General features: G+C 71.8%; 19 protein-coding genes. 10 read left to right on the top strand and 9 right to left on the bottom strand.

Features of this window, described 5'->3' with window-relative positions:
- The first annotated feature begins 13 nt into the window (after nt 1-13).
- Both IF46_RS0130610 and IF46_RS0130605 read left to right on the top strand, forming a co-directional pair.
- Nucleotides 14-463, top strand: coding sequence for a DUF742 domain-containing protein (locus IF46_RS0130610; RefSeq protein WP_232234219.1), 450 nt, complete (start codon nt 14-16; stop codon nt 461-463).
- Nucleotides 441-1043, top strand: coding sequence for a GTP-binding protein (locus tag IF46_RS0130605; protein ID WP_030491886.1), 603 nt, complete (start codon nt 441-443; stop codon nt 1041-1043). Before IF46_RS0130610 ends, IF46_RS0130605 begins: the two co-directional genes overlap by 23 nt.
- A 61-nt stretch (nt 1044-1104) precedes the next feature.
- On the opposite strand, the gene IF46_RS0130600 is transcribed toward IF46_RS0130605, so the two are convergent.
- Nucleotides 1105-1875, bottom strand: a complete 771-nt coding sequence (locus IF46_RS0130600; RefSeq protein WP_030491885.1) for a class I SAM-dependent methyltransferase — start codon at nt 1873-1875, stop codon at nt 1105-1107.
- Nucleotides 1876-1951: 76 nt separating this feature from the next.
- On the opposite strand from IF46_RS0130600, the gene IF46_RS33495 reads away from it, so the two are divergent.
- Nucleotides 1952-2485, top strand: a complete 534-nt coding sequence (locus IF46_RS33495; RefSeq protein ID WP_198041571.1) for a DUF3592 domain-containing protein — start codon at nt 1952-1954, stop codon at nt 2483-2485.
- 33 nt (nt 2486-2518) lie between these two features.
- On the opposite strand, the gene ychF is transcribed toward IF46_RS33495, so the two are convergent.
- Nucleotides 2519-3604: a redox-regulated ATPase YchF gene (ychF, locus tag IF46_RS0130590; protein ID WP_030491883.1), complete on the bottom strand. Its 1086-nt coding sequence runs from the start codon at nt 3602-3604 to the stop codon at nt 2519-2521.
- 143 nt (nt 3605-3747) lie between these two features.
- Between ychF and IF46_RS0130585 the strand changes: the two genes are divergently transcribed.
- Complete coding sequence (locus IF46_RS0130585) at nt 3748-4338, top strand: exonuclease (protein ID WP_232234218.1); 591 nt, start codon at nt 3748-3750, stop codon at nt 4336-4338.
- Between the two features lie 3 nt (nt 4339-4341).
- On the opposite strand, the gene IF46_RS0130580 is transcribed toward IF46_RS0130585, so the two are convergent.
- Entirely contained in the window at nt 4342-5076 is a 735-nt protein-coding gene (locus IF46_RS0130580) for a peptidase E (RefSeq protein ID WP_030491881.1), read from the bottom strand.
- A gap of 107 nt (nt 5077-5183) precedes the next feature.
- Nucleotides 5184-5678 (bottom strand): hypothetical protein, encoded by a 495-nt coding sequence (locus tag IF46_RS0130575; RefSeq protein WP_030491880.1) that lies wholly within the window; start codon nt 5676-5678, stop codon nt 5184-5186.
- A gap of 213 nt (nt 5679-5891) precedes the next feature.
- Here IF46_RS0130575 and IF46_RS0130570 point away from each other — a divergent pair, with 213 nt between their 5' ends.
- The 6 genes from IF46_RS0130570 to valS all read left to right on the top strand — a co-directional run bounded on the left by IF46_RS0130570 (nt 5892) and on the right by valS (nt 15821).
- The gene (locus IF46_RS0130570) at nt 5892-7343 is read left to right on the top strand and encodes an FAD-binding oxidoreductase (protein ID WP_051724275.1); all 1452 of its coding nucleotides are present in this window, start codon (nt 5892-5894) and stop codon (nt 7341-7343) included.
- A gap of 78 nt (nt 7344-7421) precedes the next feature.
- Nucleotides 7422-8924, top strand: a complete 1503-nt coding sequence (locus IF46_RS0130565) for a DNA-3-methyladenine glycosylase 2 family protein (protein WP_030491878.1) — start codon at nt 7422-7424, stop codon at nt 8922-8924.
- Entirely contained in the window at nt 8921-9430 is a 510-nt protein-coding gene (locus IF46_RS0130560; protein WP_030491877.1) for a methylated-DNA--[protein]-cysteine S-methyltransferase, read from the top strand. Before IF46_RS0130565 ends, IF46_RS0130560 begins: the two co-directional genes overlap by 4 nt.
- A gap of 37 nt (nt 9431-9467) precedes the next feature.
- Complete coding sequence (locus tag IF46_RS0130555) at nt 9468-11324, top strand: ABC transporter ATP-binding protein (RefSeq protein WP_030491876.1); 1857 nt, start codon at nt 9468-9470, stop codon at nt 11322-11324.
- Nucleotides 11321-13201, top strand: a complete 1881-nt coding sequence (locus tag IF46_RS0130550; protein ID WP_030491875.1) for an ABC transporter ATP-binding protein — start codon at nt 11321-11323, stop codon at nt 13199-13201. Before IF46_RS0130555 ends, IF46_RS0130550 begins: the two co-directional genes overlap by 4 nt.
- A 55-nt stretch (nt 13202-13256) precedes the next feature.
- Complete coding sequence (valS, locus tag IF46_RS0130545; RefSeq protein WP_030491874.1) at nt 13257-15821, top strand: valine--tRNA ligase; 2565 nt, start codon at nt 13257-13259, stop codon at nt 15819-15821.
- Nucleotides 15822-15890: 69 nt separating this feature from the next.
- Here the strand turns inward: valS and IF46_RS0130540 are convergent, their stop codons facing one another.
- The 5 genes from IF46_RS0130540 to IF46_RS0130520 all read right to left on the bottom strand — a co-directional run bounded on the left by IF46_RS0130540 (nt 15891) and on the right by IF46_RS0130520 (nt 20062).
- Nucleotides 15891-16541, bottom strand: coding sequence for a hypothetical protein (locus tag IF46_RS0130540; protein ID WP_232234217.1), 651 nt, complete (start codon nt 16539-16541; stop codon nt 15891-15893).
- 87 nt (nt 16542-16628) lie between these two features.
- The gene (locus IF46_RS0130535; protein ID WP_030491872.1) at nt 16629-17339 is read right to left on the bottom strand and encodes an ABC transporter permease; all 711 of its coding nucleotides are present in this window, start codon (nt 17337-17339) and stop codon (nt 16629-16631) included.
- The gene (locus IF46_RS0130530) at nt 17339-18250 is read right to left on the bottom strand and encodes an ABC transporter ATP-binding protein (protein WP_030491871.1); all 912 of its coding nucleotides are present in this window, start codon (nt 18248-18250) and stop codon (nt 17339-17341) included. Before IF46_RS0130530 ends, IF46_RS0130535 begins: the two co-directional genes overlap by 1 nt.
- Nucleotides 18250-19155 carry an ABC transporter permease gene (locus IF46_RS0130525; protein WP_051724274.1) on the bottom strand — a complete coding sequence of 302 codons (906 nt, stop codon included), beginning with the start codon at nt 19153-19155 and terminating at the stop codon, nt 18250-18252. Before IF46_RS0130525 ends, IF46_RS0130530 begins: the two co-directional genes overlap by 1 nt.
- Nucleotides 19148-20062, bottom strand: a complete 915-nt coding sequence (locus IF46_RS0130520; RefSeq protein ID WP_030491869.1) for an ABC transporter ATP-binding protein — start codon at nt 20060-20062, stop codon at nt 19148-19150. Before IF46_RS0130520 ends, IF46_RS0130525 begins: the two co-directional genes overlap by 8 nt.
- Nucleotides 20063-20256: the final 194 nt, after the last annotated feature.

The raw sequence follows: 20256 nt of genomic DNA, 5'->3' as shown, positions 1-20256 counted from the left end.
CGGGGGGCCACCGGTGCCGGACGGCCGGATCCGTCCCTACCTGCGGGCCCTCGTGCCGGTCGAGCGGTTCGGTGGACCAGCGCCGACCGCAGCGGTAACGGCCGACCCTGCCATCACCCGCGTTCCGCGTCCCTTCGTACTGACCTCGGGACGAGTAACGGGAACCGACCCCACCATCCGCCTGGAGACCCAGGTGACGGCGAGGTATTCGGGCCAGCGCTGGGACTCACCCGAGCTGTCGCGCCTGCCTTCCGAGATGCGCAACATCGTCCTGCTCTGCGCCGAGCCGTTCTCCGTAGCGGAGATCGCCGCCCAACTCCGACTGCAACTCGGCGTGACCAAGGTCCTGGTCGGCGACCTACGAGCCGCCGGCTACCTGGACGTACACGTCCGCAACAGCGCCGACCCCTCCACCCCCGATGTGATTCAGAGAGTGATCGATGGACTTAGCGCAATCACCTGACCCGATCCGTAGCAGGCCATCCGTACCGCTGCCTGTGAAGATCGTCGTCGCAGGAGGCTTCGGCGTCGGTAAGACCACCACCGTCGGCGCCATCTCCGACATCGCGCCGCTGACCACCGAGGCAGAGATGACCGAGGCGGCGCTCGGCATCGACAACCTCGGCGTCGAATCGCAGAAGACCACGACCACGGTGGCCATGGACTTCGGCTGCGTCACCATCGACCAGAGCCTCAAGCTCTACCTTTTTGGTACGCCGGGGCAGTCGCGGTTCGGCTTCATGTGGGACGACCTGGCCCACGGCGCACTCGGTGCCCTCGTCGTGGTCGACAGTAACCGGCTCGACGACTGCTACCCCGCAATCGACTACTTCGAGCACACCGGTCTGCCCTTCATCGTCGGCGTCAACGCCTTTCACGGCCAACTGACGCACGAGCTGACGGAGATCCGTTGGGCCCTCGCTATCAGCGATCAAATACCAGTGGTGCGGTTCGACGCGCGCGAGCGGACCTCGGTACGTGACGCATTGCTGGTGTTACTCGGCACCGCCCTGAACCGGGCGCTTGGAGAACCGTCCGGTTAGCCGCCCACCAGCACCGATCCATGGCAAGCGCGAGCACCTTTCCGGCGCAGGTCGCTGACGGTCACCCCCGTTTGGCGCGCAGCACACCGGTCAGCATCGGCAGGGTGAACTCACCGCACGCCGTTTCGGGGCTGGTCGCGAGGAAGGAGCGGATTCGGCCGAGCGTGGCGTCTCGCTCGTGTTCCGGCATGACCAGCATCCCGGCCCGCGTCGAAAGCGTCGCGACGAGGGAGTCGGCGGTACGGCGCTGCCCGTGCGGGAACTCGGCCTGCTCCGCCGACCCGAACCCGGCGACCGTGCCGGTACGCGGAGCGAGCAGGTCTGCCGTCGCCGCGCGCCAACCGCTCAACGTGTCCCGCGGGCCGATGGCCGCGCTCCCGCTGACCCGTTCGAGCCCGGCGACCCAGTCGATCCGGTCGTCCAGGACGTTCCACAGACCGGCCAGGACGCCGCCGGGCGTGAGGACTCGGGCGATCTCTGGCCCCGCGACGGCCATGTCGAACCAGTGCAGGGCGTTGCCGGCGAGCACGGCATCGACGGACGCGTCCGGCAACGGGATCGCCTCCGCGCTACCCGACAGGGCACGGACCGCCGGCAGCGCACGCCGTAGCTCGGTGAGCATCGCCGGGTCGGGTTCGACCGCCACGACGTGCGCGCCCACCGCGATCAGCGTGGCGGACAGCTTGCCGGTGCCGGCACCCAGGTCGAGCACGCGCAGGCCGGGCGCACGCTCAAGCGCCCACCGTACGGCGGCCTGCGCGTAGTCCGGGCGATGCTCGGCGTACGCGGTCGCCGCCGCGCCGAACGACGAGCGGAGCAGCTCTTCCGTCATGCGGCCAACCTACTGCCGCTTGTCGACATCGACTGCGACCATAGCCACTGTGAAGATCTTGCGGAGCTGGTTGCGCGTGGGCTACCCCGTCTACCTGCTCGGCTTCCTGGTCGGGGTGGCCATGTTGTGGCTGCCGTTCAAGACCTTCCACGACAACGACGCTTGGGCAGATCGGCTGAAGGTCGATGGCGTGCCGGCCCAGGCAGTCATCAGCGAACTCGTGCACAAGCGGCGCAACAGCAACACGATGCACCTACGCTACGAGTTCGCCGGGGCCCAGCGTCAGGCCGAGGTGGGCTGCTGGGAGGTCTGCCTGCCGGCCGGCACCGCCGTGCGGATCTGGGTGAACCCCGACGACCCCGATGACTTCGTGGCTGAGTTCGGAACGTTGAGCGGGCATCGGGGCCGAATCCAAGGCGTGATCGGAGCGGCGGGGTTCGTCCTGTCCGGATTGATGGTGGCCGCCACGCTCACGCTCTTCCTGGGGCGGCGATGCGACCGGCGACGCGACAGGCGACTAGAGGATTGGCGGCAACAACAACGAGACCACCGCCGCCGACAGTTCACGAACGCCAGGGCCGCAACGAAGCGCAAGCCGAGCAGGAGATGACAAGGCGCCTGGGCAGCGGACGTTGGACCTGAATCAGACGTTGAAGCGGAACTCCACCACGTCGCCGTCCTGCATGACGTACTCCTTGCCCTCGATGCGGACCTTGCCCGCCGCCTTGGCCGACGCCATCGAACCGTGCTCGACCAGGTCGTGGTAGGAGACCACCTCGGCCTTGATGAAGCCGCGCTGGAAGTCGCTGTGGATGACACCCGCGGCCTCCGGAGCGGTGGCGCCGACCGGGACGGTCCAGGCGCGCGCTTCCTTGGGGCCGGCCGTGAGGTACGTCTGGAGGCCGAGCGTGCGGAAGCCGACCCGGACGAGCTGGTTGAGGCCGGGCTCGTTCTGCCCGATCGACTCCAGCAGCTCGCGGGCCTCCTCCTCGGGCAGGTCCACCAGCTCAGATTCGATCTTGGCGTCCATGAAGACGGCCTCGGCGGGGGCGACCAGGGCGCGCAGCTCGTCGAGGAACGACTCGTTGGCCAGTTCGGCCTCGTCGACGTTGAAGACGTACAGGAAGGGCTTGGTGGTGAGCAGGTGCAGCTCGCGTAGGTGCTCCAGCTCGATCTTGGCGGCGGCGGCCCCGGAGTAGAGGGTGGTGCCACCGTCGAGCACCTCGATCGCGGCCTTCGCGGCGGCGACCGCGGCGGCCCGGTCCTTGCGGAGCTTGGCCTCCTTCTCCAACCGGGGCAGCGCCTTGTCCAGGGTCTGCAGGTCGGCGAGGATCAGCTCGGTGTTGATCGTCTCGATGTCGTCGGCCGGGGAGATCTTGCCGTCGACGTGCACCACGTTCGGGTCGGAGAAGGCCCGGACGACCTGGCAGATCGCCGAGGCGTCCCGGATGTTGGCCAGGAAGGCGTTGCCCCGGCCCTGCCCCTTGGACGCGCCGCGAACCAGGCCGGCGATGTCGACGAACGACACCGGGGCCGGCAGGACCTTCTGCGAGGAGAAGATCTCGGCCAGCTTGCCCAGCCGCTCGTCAGGGAGCCCGACCACGCCGACGTTTGGCTCGATGGTGGCGAACGGGTAGTTCGCCGCCAGCACGTCGTTCTTGGTCAACGCGTTGAAAAGCGTGCTCTTGCCGACGTTGGGCAGGCCGACGATGCCGATGGAGAGACTCACGACCAGCCAGCTTACGCGGGTGCCGACCGGGCCGGTCCAGGCGGCTCCGATTCGGCCCTGGGCAGGCGGTCGATCGTCGGGGCCGCGTGGGCCCGCCGAGCGTTGCTACCCTCCCGTCTCGGTGTTCCGCTGCCGGAGGTGAGATGACTTCGACTGGAGGTGACATGACCTCGACGTTGCCTGAGCTGTATATCGCCGTCGATGTGGAGGCGGACGGGCCGATCCCCGGGCCGTACAGCATGATCTCGCTGGGTATGGCCGTGACCGGCCACCCGGAACTGACCTTCTACACCGAGCTGCGTCCCATCTCCGACGAGTTCGTGCCGGCGGCGCTGGCCGTCTCCGGCCTGGACCGGGACCGCCTGCTGCGGGAGGCGCCCACCGCGCAGGAGGCGATGTCCGCCGCAGCGGCCTGGGTCAACGGGCTGCGCCGGATCGGCCGCCCGGTCTTCCTCGCCGCCCCGGCCGTCTGGGACGGCATGTTTGTGCACTGGTACTTCGTCCGCTTCGTCGGGCACAGCCCGTTCGGTGCGACCGGCTCCGGCGTCGACCTGCGCAGCTACTGGATGGGGTTGACCGGCAGCGAGTGGGTCCAGACCCGCAAGGGCAAGATCAAGCACGAGCTGGGCCTGCACGACGTGCCGCACACCCACCACGCCGGGGAGGACGCCGCCGAGCTGGCCCAGGTCTTCGACGCGGTGCTCCGCCGTTGGAAGGCGGCCGAGGAAACGTGACGCTCAGCCGAGCAGGCGGGGGGCGATGATCGCCTCCCGGACGCTGCCGTCCGCGCCACGGCTGACCTCGTACGCCGAGACGCCCTCGCGGTCCGCAATCGCCTCGACCAGCCGGGTGCCCCGGTAGACGAGGCCGACCCCGTCGTCGGTGCAGTGGCTGGTGGGGAGCGTGCCGTTGCCCACCAGCTCGTGCATGAGCGGGCGGCGCTGACCCTCGCTGTCGTAGTGCACCCCGTTGCCGTACGGCAGCCAGGCCAGGCCCTCGGTGAAGCCGCGCAGCCGGGGGCCGAAGCTGTCGGTGGCACCGCCGACGTGCCAGCAGATCGAGCCGGCGGAGACACCGGCCAGCACCACGCCGGCCTGCCAGCACTCGTGCAGGATCTCGTCGAGCCCGTGCACCCGCCACACGGCGACCAGGTTGGCCACGCTGCCGCCGCCGACCCAGATCACGTCCTGGGCGAGCAGGTGGGCGCGGACGTCCTCGACGTTCGGCATCGGGAACAGGGCGAGGTGCGACAGCCGGAACCGGGTGTCGGCGAACGCGCCGTAGACGGCGGTCAGCGAGGTGGGCTGGTCACCGACGGCCTGGCCGAGGTAGCAGACCCGCGGCTGCCCACCGGCCTCGGCCAGCTCGGTGGCCAGCTCGAAGACCGGGCTGGGGCGCAGGTCGTAGGGCCCGCGGTCGCCCCGGAAGAAACCCATGCTGGTGGCGACGATGGTTGGTTCGCTGGCGGGCATCGGGCGTCCTTCCGTCGGGGCGGTGCGGCGTCCATCCTGCCGCAGTCGGCCGGCGGACGATCATCGGGCCACGCGGACGCGCGGCGTCGGCGCAGCCCCGGGAGGGCTCAGTCGGGCCGGCGCTGGCGGGGCACCACGATCTCGGGGGGCAGCTCGTCGAGCGGCCGATCGGCCGGCGGCAGGTGAGCCGCCGCGGCGCGGGGCAGGGTGAACCGGTCCGCGGCGGCGGGGCCGGCGGAGACCGACTCGCGCAGCATCCACCGCACCTCGTCGGCCGTCCAGCCCAGCCCCGGGCGTGCGGCGATCTCCCGGATCAGCCGCCGGCCGACCCTCGTGTCGTCGTCGTAGAAGCGCATGCACCAGTGATGCGTCCACATGCCGAGCGCGCGCAGACCAGCGTCGTCGAGCGAACGGGCCAGCCGGCCGCAGGCGGTGTCGGCGAAGGGACGCTCGGCGTCGGCGGCCCGGTCCCGTTCGATGGCGCCGACAGCGGCCGGCGCCACGGCTCGCATCCGGCGGAAGAAGGACTGCGCCACCGCGCGAGGCAGCGGCGGAAACGAGCCCTGTGTCGACGCCGCCGCCCAACCCGCCACGCTCGTCATCGCCGCACCCCTTCTTGAGTTGGTGGCCGGACGCTACCCGTCACGACCGACACTTCCGGGCGGAAAACCCCCACCCGGGCTCCTTTCCCCTGGTGATCAAGAGGTTCGCGTCACGGGGAACGGCGTGTCGTGACGCAAACCTCTTGATCACCGTGGGGGCGGGGGCGGTTGGGGTGGGAGGGTTGCGGGGGCAGAGAGAGGAGACGGGGCACGATGAGCACCACCCTGGGGCGGGGACCTCGCTCGCTGACCGGGCAGATCGTCACGCCCGGCGACCGCCGGTACGCGCAACTGCGCTCGACGTACACCACGTCGGCGTCGCCGGCCGCCGTCCTGCTGCCGAAGACCGCCGCTCAGGTGGTCGACGCGCTCCGCTACGCGCGGGAGCAGCGGCTGCCCATCGCGGTCCGCAGCGGCGGGCACGGCCTCTCCGGAGCCTCGTCGAACAACGGCGGGGTGGTCATCGACCTGTCCATGCTCAACCGGGTGCAGGTGATCGACGAGCGGGCCGGGCTGGTCCGGGTCGAGGCTGGGGCCCGCTGGGCGAACGTCGCGAAGGCGCTGGCCCCGTACGGCCTGGTGATCAGCTCGGGCGACTACGGCGGTGTCGGCGTCGGCGGCCTGGCCACCGGCGGTGGTGTCGGCTGGCTGGTCCGCGCACACGGCCTCACCATCGACCGCGTTCGCGCGGTCGAGGTGGTGCTCGCGGACGGAACGCTGGTACGCGCCGACGCCGAGCACGAGCCCGAGCTGTTCTGGCTGGTCCGTGGTGCCGGGGCCGGCGCGGGGATCGTGGTGGCCTTCGAGATCGAGGCGGCCGAGCAGCGCAACGTCGGTGTCGCCCAACTGGTCGTCGAGGCGCACCCGGACGGCCGCACCGTCCGGGAGTGGACGAGCTACCTCGCGCAGGCGCCACGGGAGCTGTCCGCGGCCGCCGTGGTGTACGCCGAGGGTCGATCGGTCCTGATGTCCATCACCGCCGTGGTCGCCGCCGAGAGCCTGCGCCGGGCCCGACCTGCGGTGGAGCCGCTGCTCGCCATCGGCAAGGTGCTCGAACACCGGACCGACCTGCTGCCCTACCCGACGCTGGTGCCGACCGCGCACCTCAACCCCAACGTCGGGCAGCAACGTGGCACGACCACGAACGGCCTGTTCACCGCGTTGGACGACGCCGGAGCGCGGGCCGTGACGCGAGCGGTGACCGGGCCGGGGCGGGCGGTGATCCAGCTCCGCTCGCTGGGCGGGGCCGTCAACGACGTCGCCGCCGACGCGACCGCGTACCGGCATCGTCACCAGGACACGCTGATCGTGGCCTCGGTGTTTCCACCGCAGGCCGACGCCGCGTTGAACGCCGCCTGGCGGGCCGTCGGAGCGCGCGCCGACGGCGCGTACGTCAATTTCGAGAGCCGGCCGGACCCGGCCGCCTTCGCCCGGATCTACCCGGGCGAGACCGGGGCCCGGGTCCGGCGGCTGTGGAAGCGGTACGACCCGGACGGCGTGTTCCGATCGCCCCTGCTGACCGGCCAGCCGCACCGTGCCGCCCAGCCGAGCCGCGCCGCCCAACCGAGCCGAACGCGCCTACCCACCGGGGCCGGGCAGCCGGACCGATCCGCCCAGCCCACCGGATCTGGTCAGCCGCACCGGCGCCGTCGACGCCCCCGCTGACCGGGCCTGTCCGCACCGGCACGGCCAGGTCCGATTCCCGCCAGCGACCGGCCGGTCGAGGAGGGCATCATCGGTGCCATGGAGATGGACTTCGAGCGGTGTTACCGGGCTGTGGACAGCCGTGACCAGCGGTTCGACGGCTGGTTCTACACCGGTGTGACGTCCACCGGCATCTACTGCCGGCCCTCCTGCCCGGCGATCACGCCCAAGCGGCAGAACGTCCGGTTCTTCCCGTCCGCCGCCGCCGCACAGGGTGCCGGGCTGCGCGCCTGCCGCCGCTGCCGGCCGGACGCCGCTCCCGGCTCCCCGCTCTGGGACGTTCGCGCAGACGTGGTCGGTCGGGCGATGCGGCTGATCGCCGACGGGGTGGTCGACCGGGACGGCGTACCGGGGCTCGCCTCCCGCCTGGGCTACACCGAGCGGCACCTGCACCGGATGCTGAGCGCCGAGATGGGCGCCGGGCCGCTCGCGCTGGCCCGGGCCCAGCGGGCCCAGACCGCCCGGATCCTGATCGAGACGACCGACCTCGGCATGGCCGAGATCGCGTTCGCCGCGGGCTTCGGCAGCGTGCGGCAGTTCAACGACACGCTCCGCGAGGTGTACGCGAGCGCCCCGTCGGACCTGCGCACCGCCCGTGGCCGCCAGCAGGCGCCGGCCGGGGCAGGGAGCATCACGCTCCGGCTGGCGTACCGCCCGCCGCTGCACGCTCAGGCGTTGCTGGACTTCTTCGCGGTGCGGGCGTTGCCGGGCGTGGAGGAGGTCCGCGATGGGACGTACCACCGGGGTCTGCGGTTGCCGCACGGCACCGGCCAGGTGGCGCTGACCCCGGCGGCCGGGCACGTGGCGGCGACGCTGCGCCTCGCTGACCTGCGCGACCTGGCGCCGGCGGTGGCCCGCTGCCGCCGGTTGCTGGACCTGGACGCGGACCCGGCAGCCATCGACGCCACGCTGGCCGCCGACCCAGCCCTGGCCCCGACGATCACCGCTGAACCAGGAATCCGCGTCCCTCGCGCCGTTGACGGCTTCGAGCAGGCCGTCCGCGCCATCATCGGCCAACAGGTCTCGGTCACCTCCGCAAGAACCACCCTCATCCGCCTCCTCTCCCACCCCTCCGACCAGGTTGATCATGAGGTTAGCGAGGCCACTGGAGATCCAACTCCAGGTCAACCTCATGATCAACGAGGCGAGCCGGGGCCGGGTGGGCTGCGGGGGTTCTTGAGCGCGGAGGAGCTTTTGGGGGTGCCGGATTCGGGGTTTGGGATGCCGGTGGGGCGGCGGGAGGCGCTGCGAGGGCTGGCTCGGGCCGTTAGCGACGGGACGGTGGACCTTGCTCCTGGGGTGGATCGGGAGGACGCCGTTCGGCGGTTGCTCACGCTGCCTGGCATCGGTCCGTGGACCGCCAACTACCTGGCCATGCGGGCCTTCGGTGACCCGGACGTCCTACTCAGCTCCGACCTCGCGGTCCGACGCGGCGCCGCCGCGCTCGGCCTGCCCGACACCCCGACAACCCTCGACGGGTACGCCGAGCGTTGGCGTCCCTGGCGGTCCTACGCCACGATCAGACTCTGGAGAGCGGCATGAGCATCGACAGCACCGTACTGAGCACACCGACCGGCCCGCTGAGCATCCTCGCCGGCCCCGACGGTGACGTTCGGGCCGCCGGTTTCACCCCGGACCCGGCGACGCTGCTGCCCCTGGTCCACCCGACCCTGCGGGCACCGCTGCGGGAGCGGGCCGACCTCGGCCCGGTCAGCGCGGCGGTCCGCTCCTACCTGGACGGTGACCTCGCCGCCATCGACGCGGTGCCGGTCCGCCAGCACACCGGCGGAGAGTTCATGGCGCACGCCTGGCAGGTGCTGCGCGAGGTGCCGCCGGGCACCCCGGTCACCTACACCGGGTACGCCGCGCTGGCCGGTCGACCACCGGCGGTGCGGGCCGCCGCAGCCGCCTGCGCCCGGAACGCGGCAGCTCTGTTCGTGCCCTGTCACCGGGTTCTTCGCACCGACGGCACGCTCGGCGGCTACCGCTGGGGGCTGGACGTGAAGAAGTGGCTTCTCGGTCATGAGTGGCGCTTGACAACAAGCTGACAGAAGAACCGACAGGCATTGACGCTACCGTCTGGTAGTGCCTGTGGAGAGCGACGGCGACCCGGCCGCCCGGGCCGCCGCGGGCACCCACCCCGTGCACAACCTATGGCGGCTTCGCCCCTACCTGCGCCCGTACGCCGCCGAGTTCGCCTGGCTGCTCCTCGCGGGGCTCGCCGGCACCGCAGCCGGGATCGCCGTACCGCTTGTCGTGCAGCGGGTCGTGGACGGGCCGGTGGCCCGGCACGAACCGGCCGGGCTGCTCCAGCTCGGCGGCCTGGCGCTGCTGCTCGGCGTCGTCGAGGCGGTGCTCATCTTCATCCGGCGGTGGGTGCAGTCGTCCTCGGCGGTGGGCATGGAGGCGGCGCTGCGCGCCGACGTCTACGCCCACCTGCAACGGCTGCCGACGAGCTTCCACGACCGTTGGCAGTCCGGCCAACTGCTCTCCCGGATCACCAGCGACCTGTCGGTGATCCGCCGGTTCCTCTCCTTCGGCGTGTTCTTCCTGGTGCTCAACCTGACCACGTACGTGGTCGTGGTCGCGCTGTTGATCAACCTGCACCCGGTGCTCGGGGTGCTGGTCGCGGCGAGCGCGGTGCCGCTGCTGCTGATCAGTCGACGGTTCGGGCGGCACTACCACGCCGCGTCCCGCCGCATGCAGGACCAGCAGGGCGACGTGGCGACGCTTGTCGAGGAGACCGCCCAGGGCCTGCGCACCATGAAGGCGTACGGACGGGGGCCCGAACTGGCCGCCCGCTTCACCGGTGCGGCCCGGCGGCTGCACGACACGGGCGTCGGCAAGGGGCGGCTGCTGGCCAATACCGCGGCGCTGCTCGATCTGGTGCCCAACGTGACGCTGGGCGTGGTGCTGGTGGCCGGAGCGGCCGCCGCCGCAAAGGGTGCGCTCACCATCGGCGAGCTGGTCGCTTTCGTCAGCCTCCAACTGATGCTCATCTGGCCGGTGCAGTCGCTGGGGTGGATCATCGCCAACGGCCAGGAGGCCGCCACCGCCGCCGACCGGATCCAGGAGGTGCTGGACACCCCACCTCAGATCGTGGATTCCCCCGGCGCAGTCGCGCTGCCCCGCGACGCGGTGCACGGTCGGCTGCGCTTCGAGCGGGTCGCGTTCAGCTACCCGGGTGCCGCCACGCCCGTGTTGTGCGAGATCGACCTGAGCATCGAACCGGGCGAGACGCTGGCCGTGGTCGGTGCCACCGGCTCCGGCAAGAGCACCCTGCTCTCCCTGGTGCCCCGGCTGCACGAGGTGACCGGCGGCCGGATCACCCTGGACGGGCACGACCTGCGCGAGCTGCGGCTGGCCTCGCTGCGCCGGCTGGTCGGGGTGGCATTCGAGGAGCCCACGCTCTTCTCCATGTCGGTGCGGGAGAACCTCACCCTGGGTCGCCCGGACGCCGGTGACGACGAGGTCCGCGCGGCCCTCGCGCTGGCCCAGGCCGACTTCGCGTACGACCTGCCGTGGGGGTTGGCCACCCGGGTGGGTGAGCAGGGGCTGTCCCTCTCCGGTGGGCAACGGCAACGGCTCGCGTTGGCGCGGGCCGTGCTCGGCCGACCGGCGGTGCTGGTGCTGGACGACCCGCTGTCCGCTCTCGACGTGCACACCGAGGCCCTGGTCGAAGCGGCGCTGCGGCGGGTCCTGCGCGACAGCACCGCGCTGCTGGTGGTGCATCGGCCGTCGACGATCGCGCTGGCCGACCGGGTCGCCCTGCTCGAGGACGGGCGGATCACCGCGATCGGCCGGCACTCCGACCTGCTGGCCACCGTCCCGGCGTACCGGGCGCTGCTCGCCGCCGAGCCGCCCGCCGGGCAGCCACCACCAGCCGGAGCCGATGGGCCGAGCTCGTCCCCTTCGGACGGACGGGGGTTGGTGCGATCGTGAACGTGCCGAAGCAGGCCGACCCACCGCCCGAGGAGGAGCCGGAACTCACCCGCTGGCGCGGCACCGCCACCGACCCGGAGGCCGACCGCAGTCGAGCCGAGGACACCAGCCCCGAGGCGGTGGCCCGGCTGCGCCGGCTCAGCCGCACCCTGCTGGCCGGCCTGCTCCGCCCGCACCGGGGGCGACTCGCCGCGGCGGTCGGCCTGCTGCTGGCCCAGAACGCCGCCGCGATGGCCGGCCCGTACCTGGTCATGATCGGCATCGACCGGGCCATCCCGCCGTTGCGCGCCGGCGACCCCGGCCCGCTGATCACCGTCGCCGGTGCGTTCGCGGTGGCCTCAGCGACCGAGTACGCGGCCCGTCGCGGCTTCCTCACCCTCTCCGCCCGGATCGGCCAGGCCGTCCTGCTCGACCTGCGGCAGCGGGTGTTCGGGCACTTCCTACGGCTGTCGGTGGGCTTCCACGAGCGGTACACGTCCGGTCGGATGGTCTCCCGGCTCACCAGCGACCTCGACTCGATCGCCGAGCTGGTCGACGGTGGGATCGACAGCCTGGTGCTGGCCGGGCTGTCGATCCTGTCGGTGGCCGCCATCCTGCTCTGGCTGGACCTGCCGCTGGCCGCCGTGACGCTGTTCGCCTTCCCGTTCCTGTTCTGGCTCTCCCGCTGGTTCGCCCGGTCGTCGGCGAGCGCGTACCGACGGACCCGGGACGCGGTCGCGCTGGTCATCGTGCACTTCGTCGAGTCGATGCGGGGCATCCGGGCGGTGCAGGCGTTCCGCCGGGAGCCGCGCAACCAACGGATCTTCGTGGCGCTCGGCGACGACTACCGACGCACCAGCCTGCACGCGTTCCGGCTGATCGCCACGTACTCGCCCGCGATCAAGCTGATCGGCAACGTCACCGTGGCGGTGGTGCTCTGCTACGGCGGTTGGCGGGTGCTCGGCGGGCAGACCGAGGTCGGCGTGCTCGCCGCGTTCCTGCTCTACCTGCGCCGCTTCTTCGAGCCGATGCAGGAGCTGAGCCAGTTCTACAACTCGTTGCAGTCGGCAACCGCCGCCCTGGAGAAGCTGGCCGGGGTGCTCGACGAACGACCGGCCGTCGCCGAACCGGCCCGGCCCACCCCGCTGCCGACCGGGCCCGGCCGTGGTGAGTTGGTCTTCCGCGCGGTCAGCTTCGGCTACCGGGCCGACACCCCGATCCTCGGCGGGCTGGAGCTGACCGTGCCGGCCGGGCAGACCGTGGCGCTGATCGGGCCGACCGGTGCCGGCAAGTCGACGATCGCCAAGCTGGTCGCCCGGTTCCACGACCCCCACGCCGGCACGGTCCGGTTGGACGGGGTCGACCTGCGCGATGTGCGCGACGCCGACCTGCGCCGCGCGGTGGTGCTGGTGACCCAGGAGAACCACCTGTTCAGTGGCACCGTCGCGGAGAACATCCGGTTCGGTCGCCCGGGGGCCGACGACGCCGCCGTGCAGGCCGCCGCGCGGGCGATCGGCGCGCACGACTTCATCGCCGCACTACCCGAGGGGTACGCCACCCAGGTGCACCGCCGCGGTGGCCGACTCTCCGCCGGGCAGCGGCAACTTGTCGCGTTCGCCCGCGCGTTCCTGGCCGACCCGACCGTGCTCATCCTGGACGAGGCGACGTCGTCGCTGGACGTGCCGACGGAACGGTTGGTGCAGCGGGCGCTCGGCACCATCCTGCGCGACCGCACCGCCCTGGTGATCGCCCATCGACTCTCCACCGTGGAGACCGCCGACCGGGTGCTCGTCCTCGACGGCGGCAGAGTCGTCGAGGATGGCCCACCCGCCGTGCTGGCCAAGGCCGACGGCCGGTACGCGGCCCTGCATCGCCAGTGGCGCGACTCGCTGATCTGAACCAGCTATCCGTAACTGCGTGGCCCGACCCCCTGGTGGTGCCTACGATCGCTGGATGACCGATACGGCGAGGACGGCCCGTGCCGGCGTTCCCGAGCGTCCGAGGCTGGACGGGCTCGAGGAGAGCTGGGCACGCCGCTGGCAGGAGGAGGGCACGTACGCGTTCGACCGCTCGAAGCAGCGCAAGGACGTGTACGCGATCGACACCCCGCCGCCGACCGTATCGGGCGAGTTGCACATGGGGCACGTCTTCTCGTACACCCACACCGACACCGTCGCGCGCTACCAGCGGATGCGCGGCAAAGCCGTCTTCTACCCGATGGGCTGGGACGACAACGGCCTGCCCACCGAGCGTCGGGTGCAGAACGTGTACGGGGTGCGCTGCGATCCGACGCTGCCGTACGACCCGGTGTGGCGGCCACCGGCGGCCCCGGTCGACGACGCGGCCCGCCGCGACCCCACCCCGATCTCCCGCCGCAACTTCATCGAGCTGTGCGAACGGCTCACGGTCACCGACGAGCAGGTCTTCGAGGCGCTGTGGCGGCGGCTCGGGCTCTCGGTGGACTGGTCCCTGACGTACACGACGATCGGCCGGGTCGCCCGGGCCACCAGCCAGCGAGCGTTCGTGCGCAACCTGCGCCGCGGTGAGGCGTACCAGTCGGAGGCGCCGACCCTGTGGGATGTCGGGTTCGCCACGGCGGTCGCCCAGGCCGAGTTGGAGGACCGGGAGCGCCCTGGCGCCTACCACCGGCTGCGGTTCGTCGCCTCCGACGGGCGTGAGGTGCTCATCGACACCACCCGACCCGAGCTGTTGCCGGCCTGCGTGGCGCTGGTCTGCCACCCCGACGACGAGCGCTACGCCGACCTGGTGGGCGGCACGGCGCGCAGCCCGTTGTTCGGCGTCGAGGTGCCGGTGTACGCCCACCCGCTCGCCGACCCGGGCAAGGGCACCGGCGTCGCGATGGTCTGCACGTTCGGTGACCTGACCGACGTGACCTGGTGGCGTGAGCTGGGGCTGGCCACCCGGGTGGTGATGGGCCGGGACGGCCGACTGCTCCCCGAGCCGCCGGCCGGGGTGCCGGCGCAGCCGTACGCGGCGCTGGCCGGGCAGACCGTCAACGGCGCGCGCCGGGAGATCGTCGGCATGCTGGCCGACGCGGGTGACCTGATCGGTGAGCCCCGCCCGATCACCCACCCGGTCAAGTTCTACGAGCGCGGCGACCGACCACTGGAGATCGTCTCGACCCGGCAGTGGTATCTGCGTAACGGCGGCCGGGACGACACGCTGCGGGCGACGCTGCTGGCCCGGGGTGCGGAGCTGCGCTGGGTGCCGGCGCACATGAAGCACCGCTACGACCACTGGGTGGGCGGCCTGACCGGGGATTGGCTGGTCAGCCGCCAACGCTTCTTCGGGGTGCCGGTGCCGGTCTGGTACCGGCTCGACAACGCTGGCGAGCCGGACTGGTCCCACCCTCTCACGCCAGACGAGTCCGCGCTGCCGGTCGATCCATCGAGCGATCCCGCGCCCGGTTACGACGAGTCGCAGCGCGGCCAACCGGGCGGCTTCATCGGCGAGGAGGATGTGCTGGACACCTGGGCCACCTCGTCGTTGACCCCGCAGATCGTCGGCGGCTGGGAGACCGACCCGGACCTGTTCGCCCGGATCTTCCCGATGGACCTCCGCCCACAGGGGCAGGAGATCATCCGGACCTGGCTCTTCGACAGCGTGGTCCGTTCGCACTTCGAGCACGGGGTGCTGCCCTGGCGCGACACCGTGCTCTCCGGCTGGATCCTCGACCCGGACCACAAGAAGATGGCGAAGTCCAAGGGGAACGTGGTCACCCCGCTGGCCCTGTTGGAGCAGCACGGTTCGGACGCGGTGCGCTACTGGGCTGCCAGTGGCAAGCCCGGCATGGACCTGGCCTTCGACCCGGCGCAGATCAAGGTCGGCCGGCGACTGGCCACCAAACTGCTCAACGCGTCCAAGTTCGCGCTGGGGTTGGGTGCGGCGGACGCGCTGCGCGCTCCGGCGACCGCCGCCCTGGACCGGGCCATGCTCGCCGAACTGGCTACCGTGGTCACCGCCGCGAGCACCGCCTTCGACGCGTACGACCACACGGCGGCGCTGCAGGCGACCGAGTCGTTCTTCTGGCGGTTCTGCGACGACTACATCGAGCTGGTCAAGGAACGGGCCTACGGCACCGGCGCGGCGGCCGACTCGGCGCGGGCGGCACTGGCCTCGGCGCTGTCGGTGCAGCTGCGGTTGTTCGCCCCGGTGCTGCCGTACGTGACCGAGGAGATCTGGTCGTGGTGGCGGTACGGCTCGGTGCACCGTGCCCCGTGGCCCACCACCTACGAGGTGGCCCGGACCATCGAGGGGTCGGGTGAGCCGGCGCTGCTGCGGCTCGCCGGTGACGCGTTGAGCCAGGTGCGGCGGGCCAAATCCGAGCGGAAGCTGTCGATGAAGGCGGAGGTGCCGTTGGCAGAGGCGCTCGGCCCGGCGGCGCTCCTGGAGCAGCTCACCCTGGTCGCCGACGACCTCCGGGCGGCCGGCCGGATCGGCAAACTCGACCTGCTCCCGGACCGCACCCCGGAACTCGTGATCGCCTGCGCCTTCTGACCCACGTCCGCCGCCGCAACGGTTGCGTCCGCCGCCGCCCACCCCCCGGGGCGGCGGCGGACGCAACCGTCACCAGCCGCGCAGGAAGCGCAGCCCGAGCAGGAACGCGATGACGGCGGGCCCCACCAGCAGGGTGATCGCCTGCAGGCGGTACGGCATCCGGTGCCGGGTCAGCTCGCCCGCGTTGCCGAGCACGATGGCCCCGGCCAGCATCAGGAACGCACCCCACCAACCGGTCTCGAGGTGGATCAGATCCAGCCGGATCAGTTGCAGGGTCAGGCCGAGCAGCGCGCCGGTCAACGCGAGCAGGGCCACCGCCCGGTGCAGGCCCCGGACCAGCGGGTGGGCCGCCCGCCAACCGTAGGTGCCGGCCACCGCCAGGCAGGGCAGCACCACCATGAGCGGCCAGCCCCGCCCCATCACGCCGAACATCAACAACGCGCCCACCGCGAAGACAATCGTGCCGACGCAGGCGAGCATGTACCCGGCGAAGGCCCGACCACCACCTCGGGCCAGCAACGGCCCGCCGCTGGCCGCGATCAACGCGGCTGGGATCAGGATGAACACGGCCCACCAGTGGAACTGGCCGGTGCCCTGTGCCGCTGTGGCGACCGTGGCGCAGGCCAGCCCGGCGACCGCCAGGCTGGTCAGCCACGGCCGGCTGCTGCGCGAGTACGGCTCAGCCAACGACGTCTGCTCCGCTTCGACGCTCACGCCCATCAGCCTGGCCTGAGGTGGCCCGACCGGTCCATCCGGCCAGCCCTACCGCCGCGCGGGGGCTGGCCGGAACAGCGCCTCGCACCGCCGTCAGCTCGTCTCGCCAGCCACGCTGAACGAGCGCAGACGGTCGATTGCCAGCACGGTGAAGCCGACGCTGACCAGAGCGGTCATCACCGACGCCACCGGCACCGACACGGTGGTCTCCAGCAGCCCGGTGGGGGCGATCCGGTCGGCGAGGGCGATCACGTACTGCTGGATGGAGAGGACCTTGGTGCCGCTGACGAAGTTGCCCAGCAGCCCCTCCCAGATCAGCACGTAGACCAGGCCGAGCAGCACCGGCCGCCTGGTGACCAGGCTGAGCGCGAGGAACAATGCGGAGTACGCCAGCGCGCCGAGCGCCGCCGCGACCGCCAGCGCCAGACCGAGGCGTACCGAATCGGCGAGCACGCCCGCGACGTAGAGCGGCAGCGCGACGGTGGCCGCGCTGACCCCGGCGGCCACCGCGAGCTTCGGCAGCACGATCTGCCAGCGCGGCAGCGGCTTGGTCAGGATGTGCACGACAGTGCCGTCGTCGATCTCGGCGCCCAACACGCCCGTGCCGACGATCAGCGCGACCACCGGCAGCACCACGGCCAGCCCGAGACCGACCAGCACCGGCGGCCCCCACTCGCCCGGGTCCACCCCCAGCGACCGGCAGAGCACGGCCAGCCCGAGCAGCACCAACGGCAACGGAAGCAGCAGCAGGAACCGACGCCGGCCGAACAGCCCGCGTGCGGTGATCCAGGTAATTGTCGACATCATGCCTCCACCAGGTAGGAGAAGACGCTCTCCAGAGACTCGTCGGACGGCACCAGTTGGCGCACCCGGATGCCTTGCTTGAGCGCGATCCGGGGTAGCGCCCGGGTGAAGGCGCCGTAGTCACCGGCCCGCACGGTCAGGCCCGTGGGGTCCAACTCGACCCCACTGACCGACGGCTCGGCGATCAGCGCGACGGCCAGCGCCCGGTCGTCGGTGGAGCGCACCGCGAACACGTGCGGGCGATTGGTCATCAACCGGCGGATGGTCCGGAAGTCGCCGGAGGCCGCCAACCGCCCGGCCACCATCACCTGCACCGTCCCGGAGACCTGCTCGACCTCCTCCAGGATGTGCGAGCTGAACAGGATGGTCCGGCCGGCGTCGCCCAGGCTGTGCAGCAGCTGCATCATGTGCAGCCGCTGGCGCGGGTCCATCCCGTTGAACGGCTCGTCGAGCAACAGCACCTGCGGGTCGTGCACCAACGCGGCGGCAACCCGGGCCCGCTGCCGCATGCCCTTGGAGTACGTGCCGATCCGGCGGTCCTGCGCCGACTCCAGCTCCACCAGGTCGATCGCCCGCCGGGCCGCTGCCGCCGGGTCGGCCAGCCGGTGCAGCTTCGCGCTGGCCAGCACGAACTCGTACGCGGTCAGGAAGCCCTGCACCGCCTCCCGTTCGCTGACCAGCCCCAGTCGCCGGTAGACGTCCGGGTTGCGCCAGGTCGGCTCGTCGTCGAGGGTGACCGTGCCGCGCGACGGGGCGAGGAACCCGGCCATCATGTGCAGCAGGGTGGTCTTGCCGGCACCGTTCGGGCCGAGCAGCCCGGTCACGCCCGGCCCCAGGGCCATGCTGATGTCGTTGACCGCGACCACGTTGCCGTACCACCGGGACACCCCGGTCAGGCTCAGCGTGCTCATCAGGAGGCGACCTTCCGGTAGCGGGCCAGCAGGAGGGCGGTCGCGCCGGCGACCAACAGCACCGCGGCCAGGGCGTAGACCGGGCCGAACCCGCCGATCATCATCTCGCCCGGATCGCCCTCGACCAGCAGGTCACCCAGCGACCAGATGCCCACCCCCTGCACCAGCGTGGAGGGCGAGGCGAGCCCGGCCAGCTCGTTGGCGGCGCGCGACGGCAGGATGCTCAGCACCCCGACGATCGGGGTGGTCATCAGGAAGACCGCCACCACCCCACCGGCGGCGAAGGCGCGCTTGCCGGTCAGCGAGGCGACCAGCAGCCCGACCGAGGCGAAGACCACCGCCCACAGCCCGGCGTAGAGCAGCCCGGGCAGCAGGTCGAGCAGCTCGTTCCACACCCCGCGCATGCCCTGCTTGGTGGTGAACGCGGCACCCAGGAACATCAGCAACTGCGGCCCACCGAGCAGCAGCCAGAGGGCGGTGACCAGCGCCAGCAGCTTGGCCAGCGCGTAGTCGGCGCGCGGCAGCGGCCGGGAGAAGTACAGCGGCAGCACACCGCTGCGCAGGTCCCGGGAGACCAGCTCCGGGGCGACGACCGCGACGAAGAAGATGACAAGCCAGCTCATCGCGTCGGCGAACTGGGCGTACGTGGCGACCGGCTCGCCGATCTGGCTGCGTACCGCGGCCAGGGCCACCGCGACCAGCGAGACGATGCCGACCACCAGCCACGGGAAGATCTTGGCCTTGGCGCTGCGCCCGAACCCGAACGCGGTGCGCAGCCCGTGCAGGTAGAGGGCGCCGAAGACCTGGCGGCGGCCCAGCCTCGGGCCCTGGTAGCGCTGGTAGCCGATGTCGTGGATGACGCCTGTCGGCGCGGGGCGCACGGCGGCTGCGGTCGGCTCAGGCATGGGAGAGCTCCCTCGTCGCGAAGAGTTCGGCCACCCGGTGCCGGCGCTGGTCCAGTCGGTGCAGTGGCAGGTCCAGTTCGGCGACCGCGCCGAGGATCAGGTCGTAGGTGCGGTCGTCGGCGAGTGGCACGAGGAGCAGTCGCCCGTCCCGCGCCACCGGCAGTTTGAGCTCGGCGAGCCGAGCGGCGAGCTCCTCGGTGCCCTCGCTGACCTCGACGGCGAGCACGTCGGTGGCCGAGGTCATCGCGGAGATGTGGTCGGCGCGCAGCAGTTTGCCGCCGTCGATGGCGATCAGCGTGTCGCAGATCCGCTCCACCTCGCCGAGCAGGTGCGAGCAGACCAGCACGGAGATGCCGAACTCGGTGCCGATCCGGTGCACCAGGGCCAGCATGGCGTCGCGGCCGGCCGGGTCCAAGCCGTTGGTCGGCTCGTCCAGCAGCAGCAGGTCGGGGTCGTGCACCAGCGCCTGGGCCAGCTTGACGCGCTGCTTCATGCCGGTCGAGTAGCCACCGACCGGGCGATAGCGCTCCTCATAGAGCCCCACGTGCCGCAGCGCCTCCGAGGCCCGCTCGCGAGCCGCGGTGCGGGGCAGGCCACTCATCCGGCCGAGGTGGGTGACCAGCTCGGCGGCGGAGAGGTCGGGCGGGAGGCAGTCGTGCTCCGGCATGTAGCCGACCCGGGCGCGGACAGCCGCCGGGTCTGCGGTCGGGTCGATGCCGAGCACCGAGACCTGACCGCTGGTCGGTGCGATCAGGCCGAGCAGAATCTTGATCAACGTGGATTTTCCGGCGCCGTTCGCGCCCACCAGGCCGATGATCCCGGGCTCGACGGCGACGGTGAGGTCGGCCAACGCGGTGACCCGACCTCCGTACGTCTTGGTGAGCGACTGGGTCGCGATCAGTGTCACGCGCCCAGCGTAGGGAGTCGATGCGCAGCATGGACACCGGCACGCCCCCGGCGCTCCCCTGATCCTTGCCCCACCGGACCCCTAAGGTCTCCCTCGGGGCGCTCGCGACGTTTGCGCCGGTCCCGGCGTTCGGCCCGACCCCGCCTCGGGAAAGACACCTCGAAGGTGGCACCATTCACCTCCCGTTCACCAGG

The sequence above is a fragment of the Micromonospora chokoriensis genome (genome assembly GCF_000718555.1).
Taxonomy (GTDB): Bacteria; Actinomycetota; Actinomycetes; order Mycobacteriales; family Micromonosporaceae; genus Micromonospora; species Micromonospora chokoriensis_B.
The sequence above is the reverse complement of the archived record's forward strand: the minus strand, read 5'-3'. Positions and strand labels throughout refer to the sequence as shown.

Bases quoted from the DNA above. Each gene is read 5' to 3' on its own strand.
- IF46_RS0130605 (WP_030491886.1), top strand. From the start codon at position 441: ATGGACTTAGCGCAATCACCTGACCCGATCCGTAGCAGGCCATCCGTA.
- IF46_RS0130600 (WP_030491885.1), bottom strand. From the start codon at position 1,875: ATGACGGAAGAGCTGCTCCGCTCGTCGTTCGGCGCGGCGGCGACCGCG.
- IF46_RS0130585 (WP_232234218.1), top strand. From the start codon at position 3,748: ATGACTTCGACTGGAGGTGACATGACCTCGACGTTGCCTGAGCTGTAT.
- IF46_RS0130580 (WP_030491881.1), bottom strand. From the start codon at position 5,076: ATGCCCGCCAGCGAACCAACCATCGTCGCCACCAGCATGGGTTTCTTC.
- IF46_RS0130575 (WP_030491880.1), bottom strand. From the start codon at position 5,678: ATGACGAGCGTGGCGGGTTGGGCGGCGGCGTCGACACAGGGCTCGTTT.
- IF46_RS0130570 (WP_051724275.1), top strand. From the start codon at position 5,892: ATGAGCACCACCCTGGGGCGGGGACCTCGCTCGCTGACCGGGCAGATC.
- IF46_RS0130565 (WP_030491878.1), top strand. From the start codon at position 7,422: ATGGAGATGGACTTCGAGCGGTGTTACCGGGCTGTGGACAGCCGTGAC.
- IF46_RS0130560 (WP_030491877.1), top strand. From the start codon at position 8,921: ATGAGCATCGACAGCACCGTACTGAGCACACCGACCGGCCCGCTGAGC.
- valS (WP_030491874.1), top strand. From the start codon at position 13,257: ATGACCGATACGGCGAGGACGGCCCGTGCCGGCGTTCCCGAGCGTCCG.
- IF46_RS0130540 (WP_232234217.1), bottom strand. From the start codon at position 16,541: ATGGGCGTGAGCGTCGAAGCGGAGCAGACGTCGTTGGCTGAGCCGTAC.
- IF46_RS0130535 (WP_030491872.1), bottom strand. From the start codon at position 17,339: ATGTCGACAATTACCTGGATCACCGCACGCGGGCTGTTCGGCCGGCGT.
- IF46_RS0130530 (WP_030491871.1), bottom strand. From the start codon at position 18,250: ATGAGCACGCTGAGCCTGACCGGGGTGTCCCGGTGGTACGGCAACGTG.
- IF46_RS0130525 (WP_051724274.1), bottom strand. From the start codon at position 19,155: ATGCCTGAGCCGACCGCAGCCGCCGTGCGCCCCGCGCCGACAGGCGTC.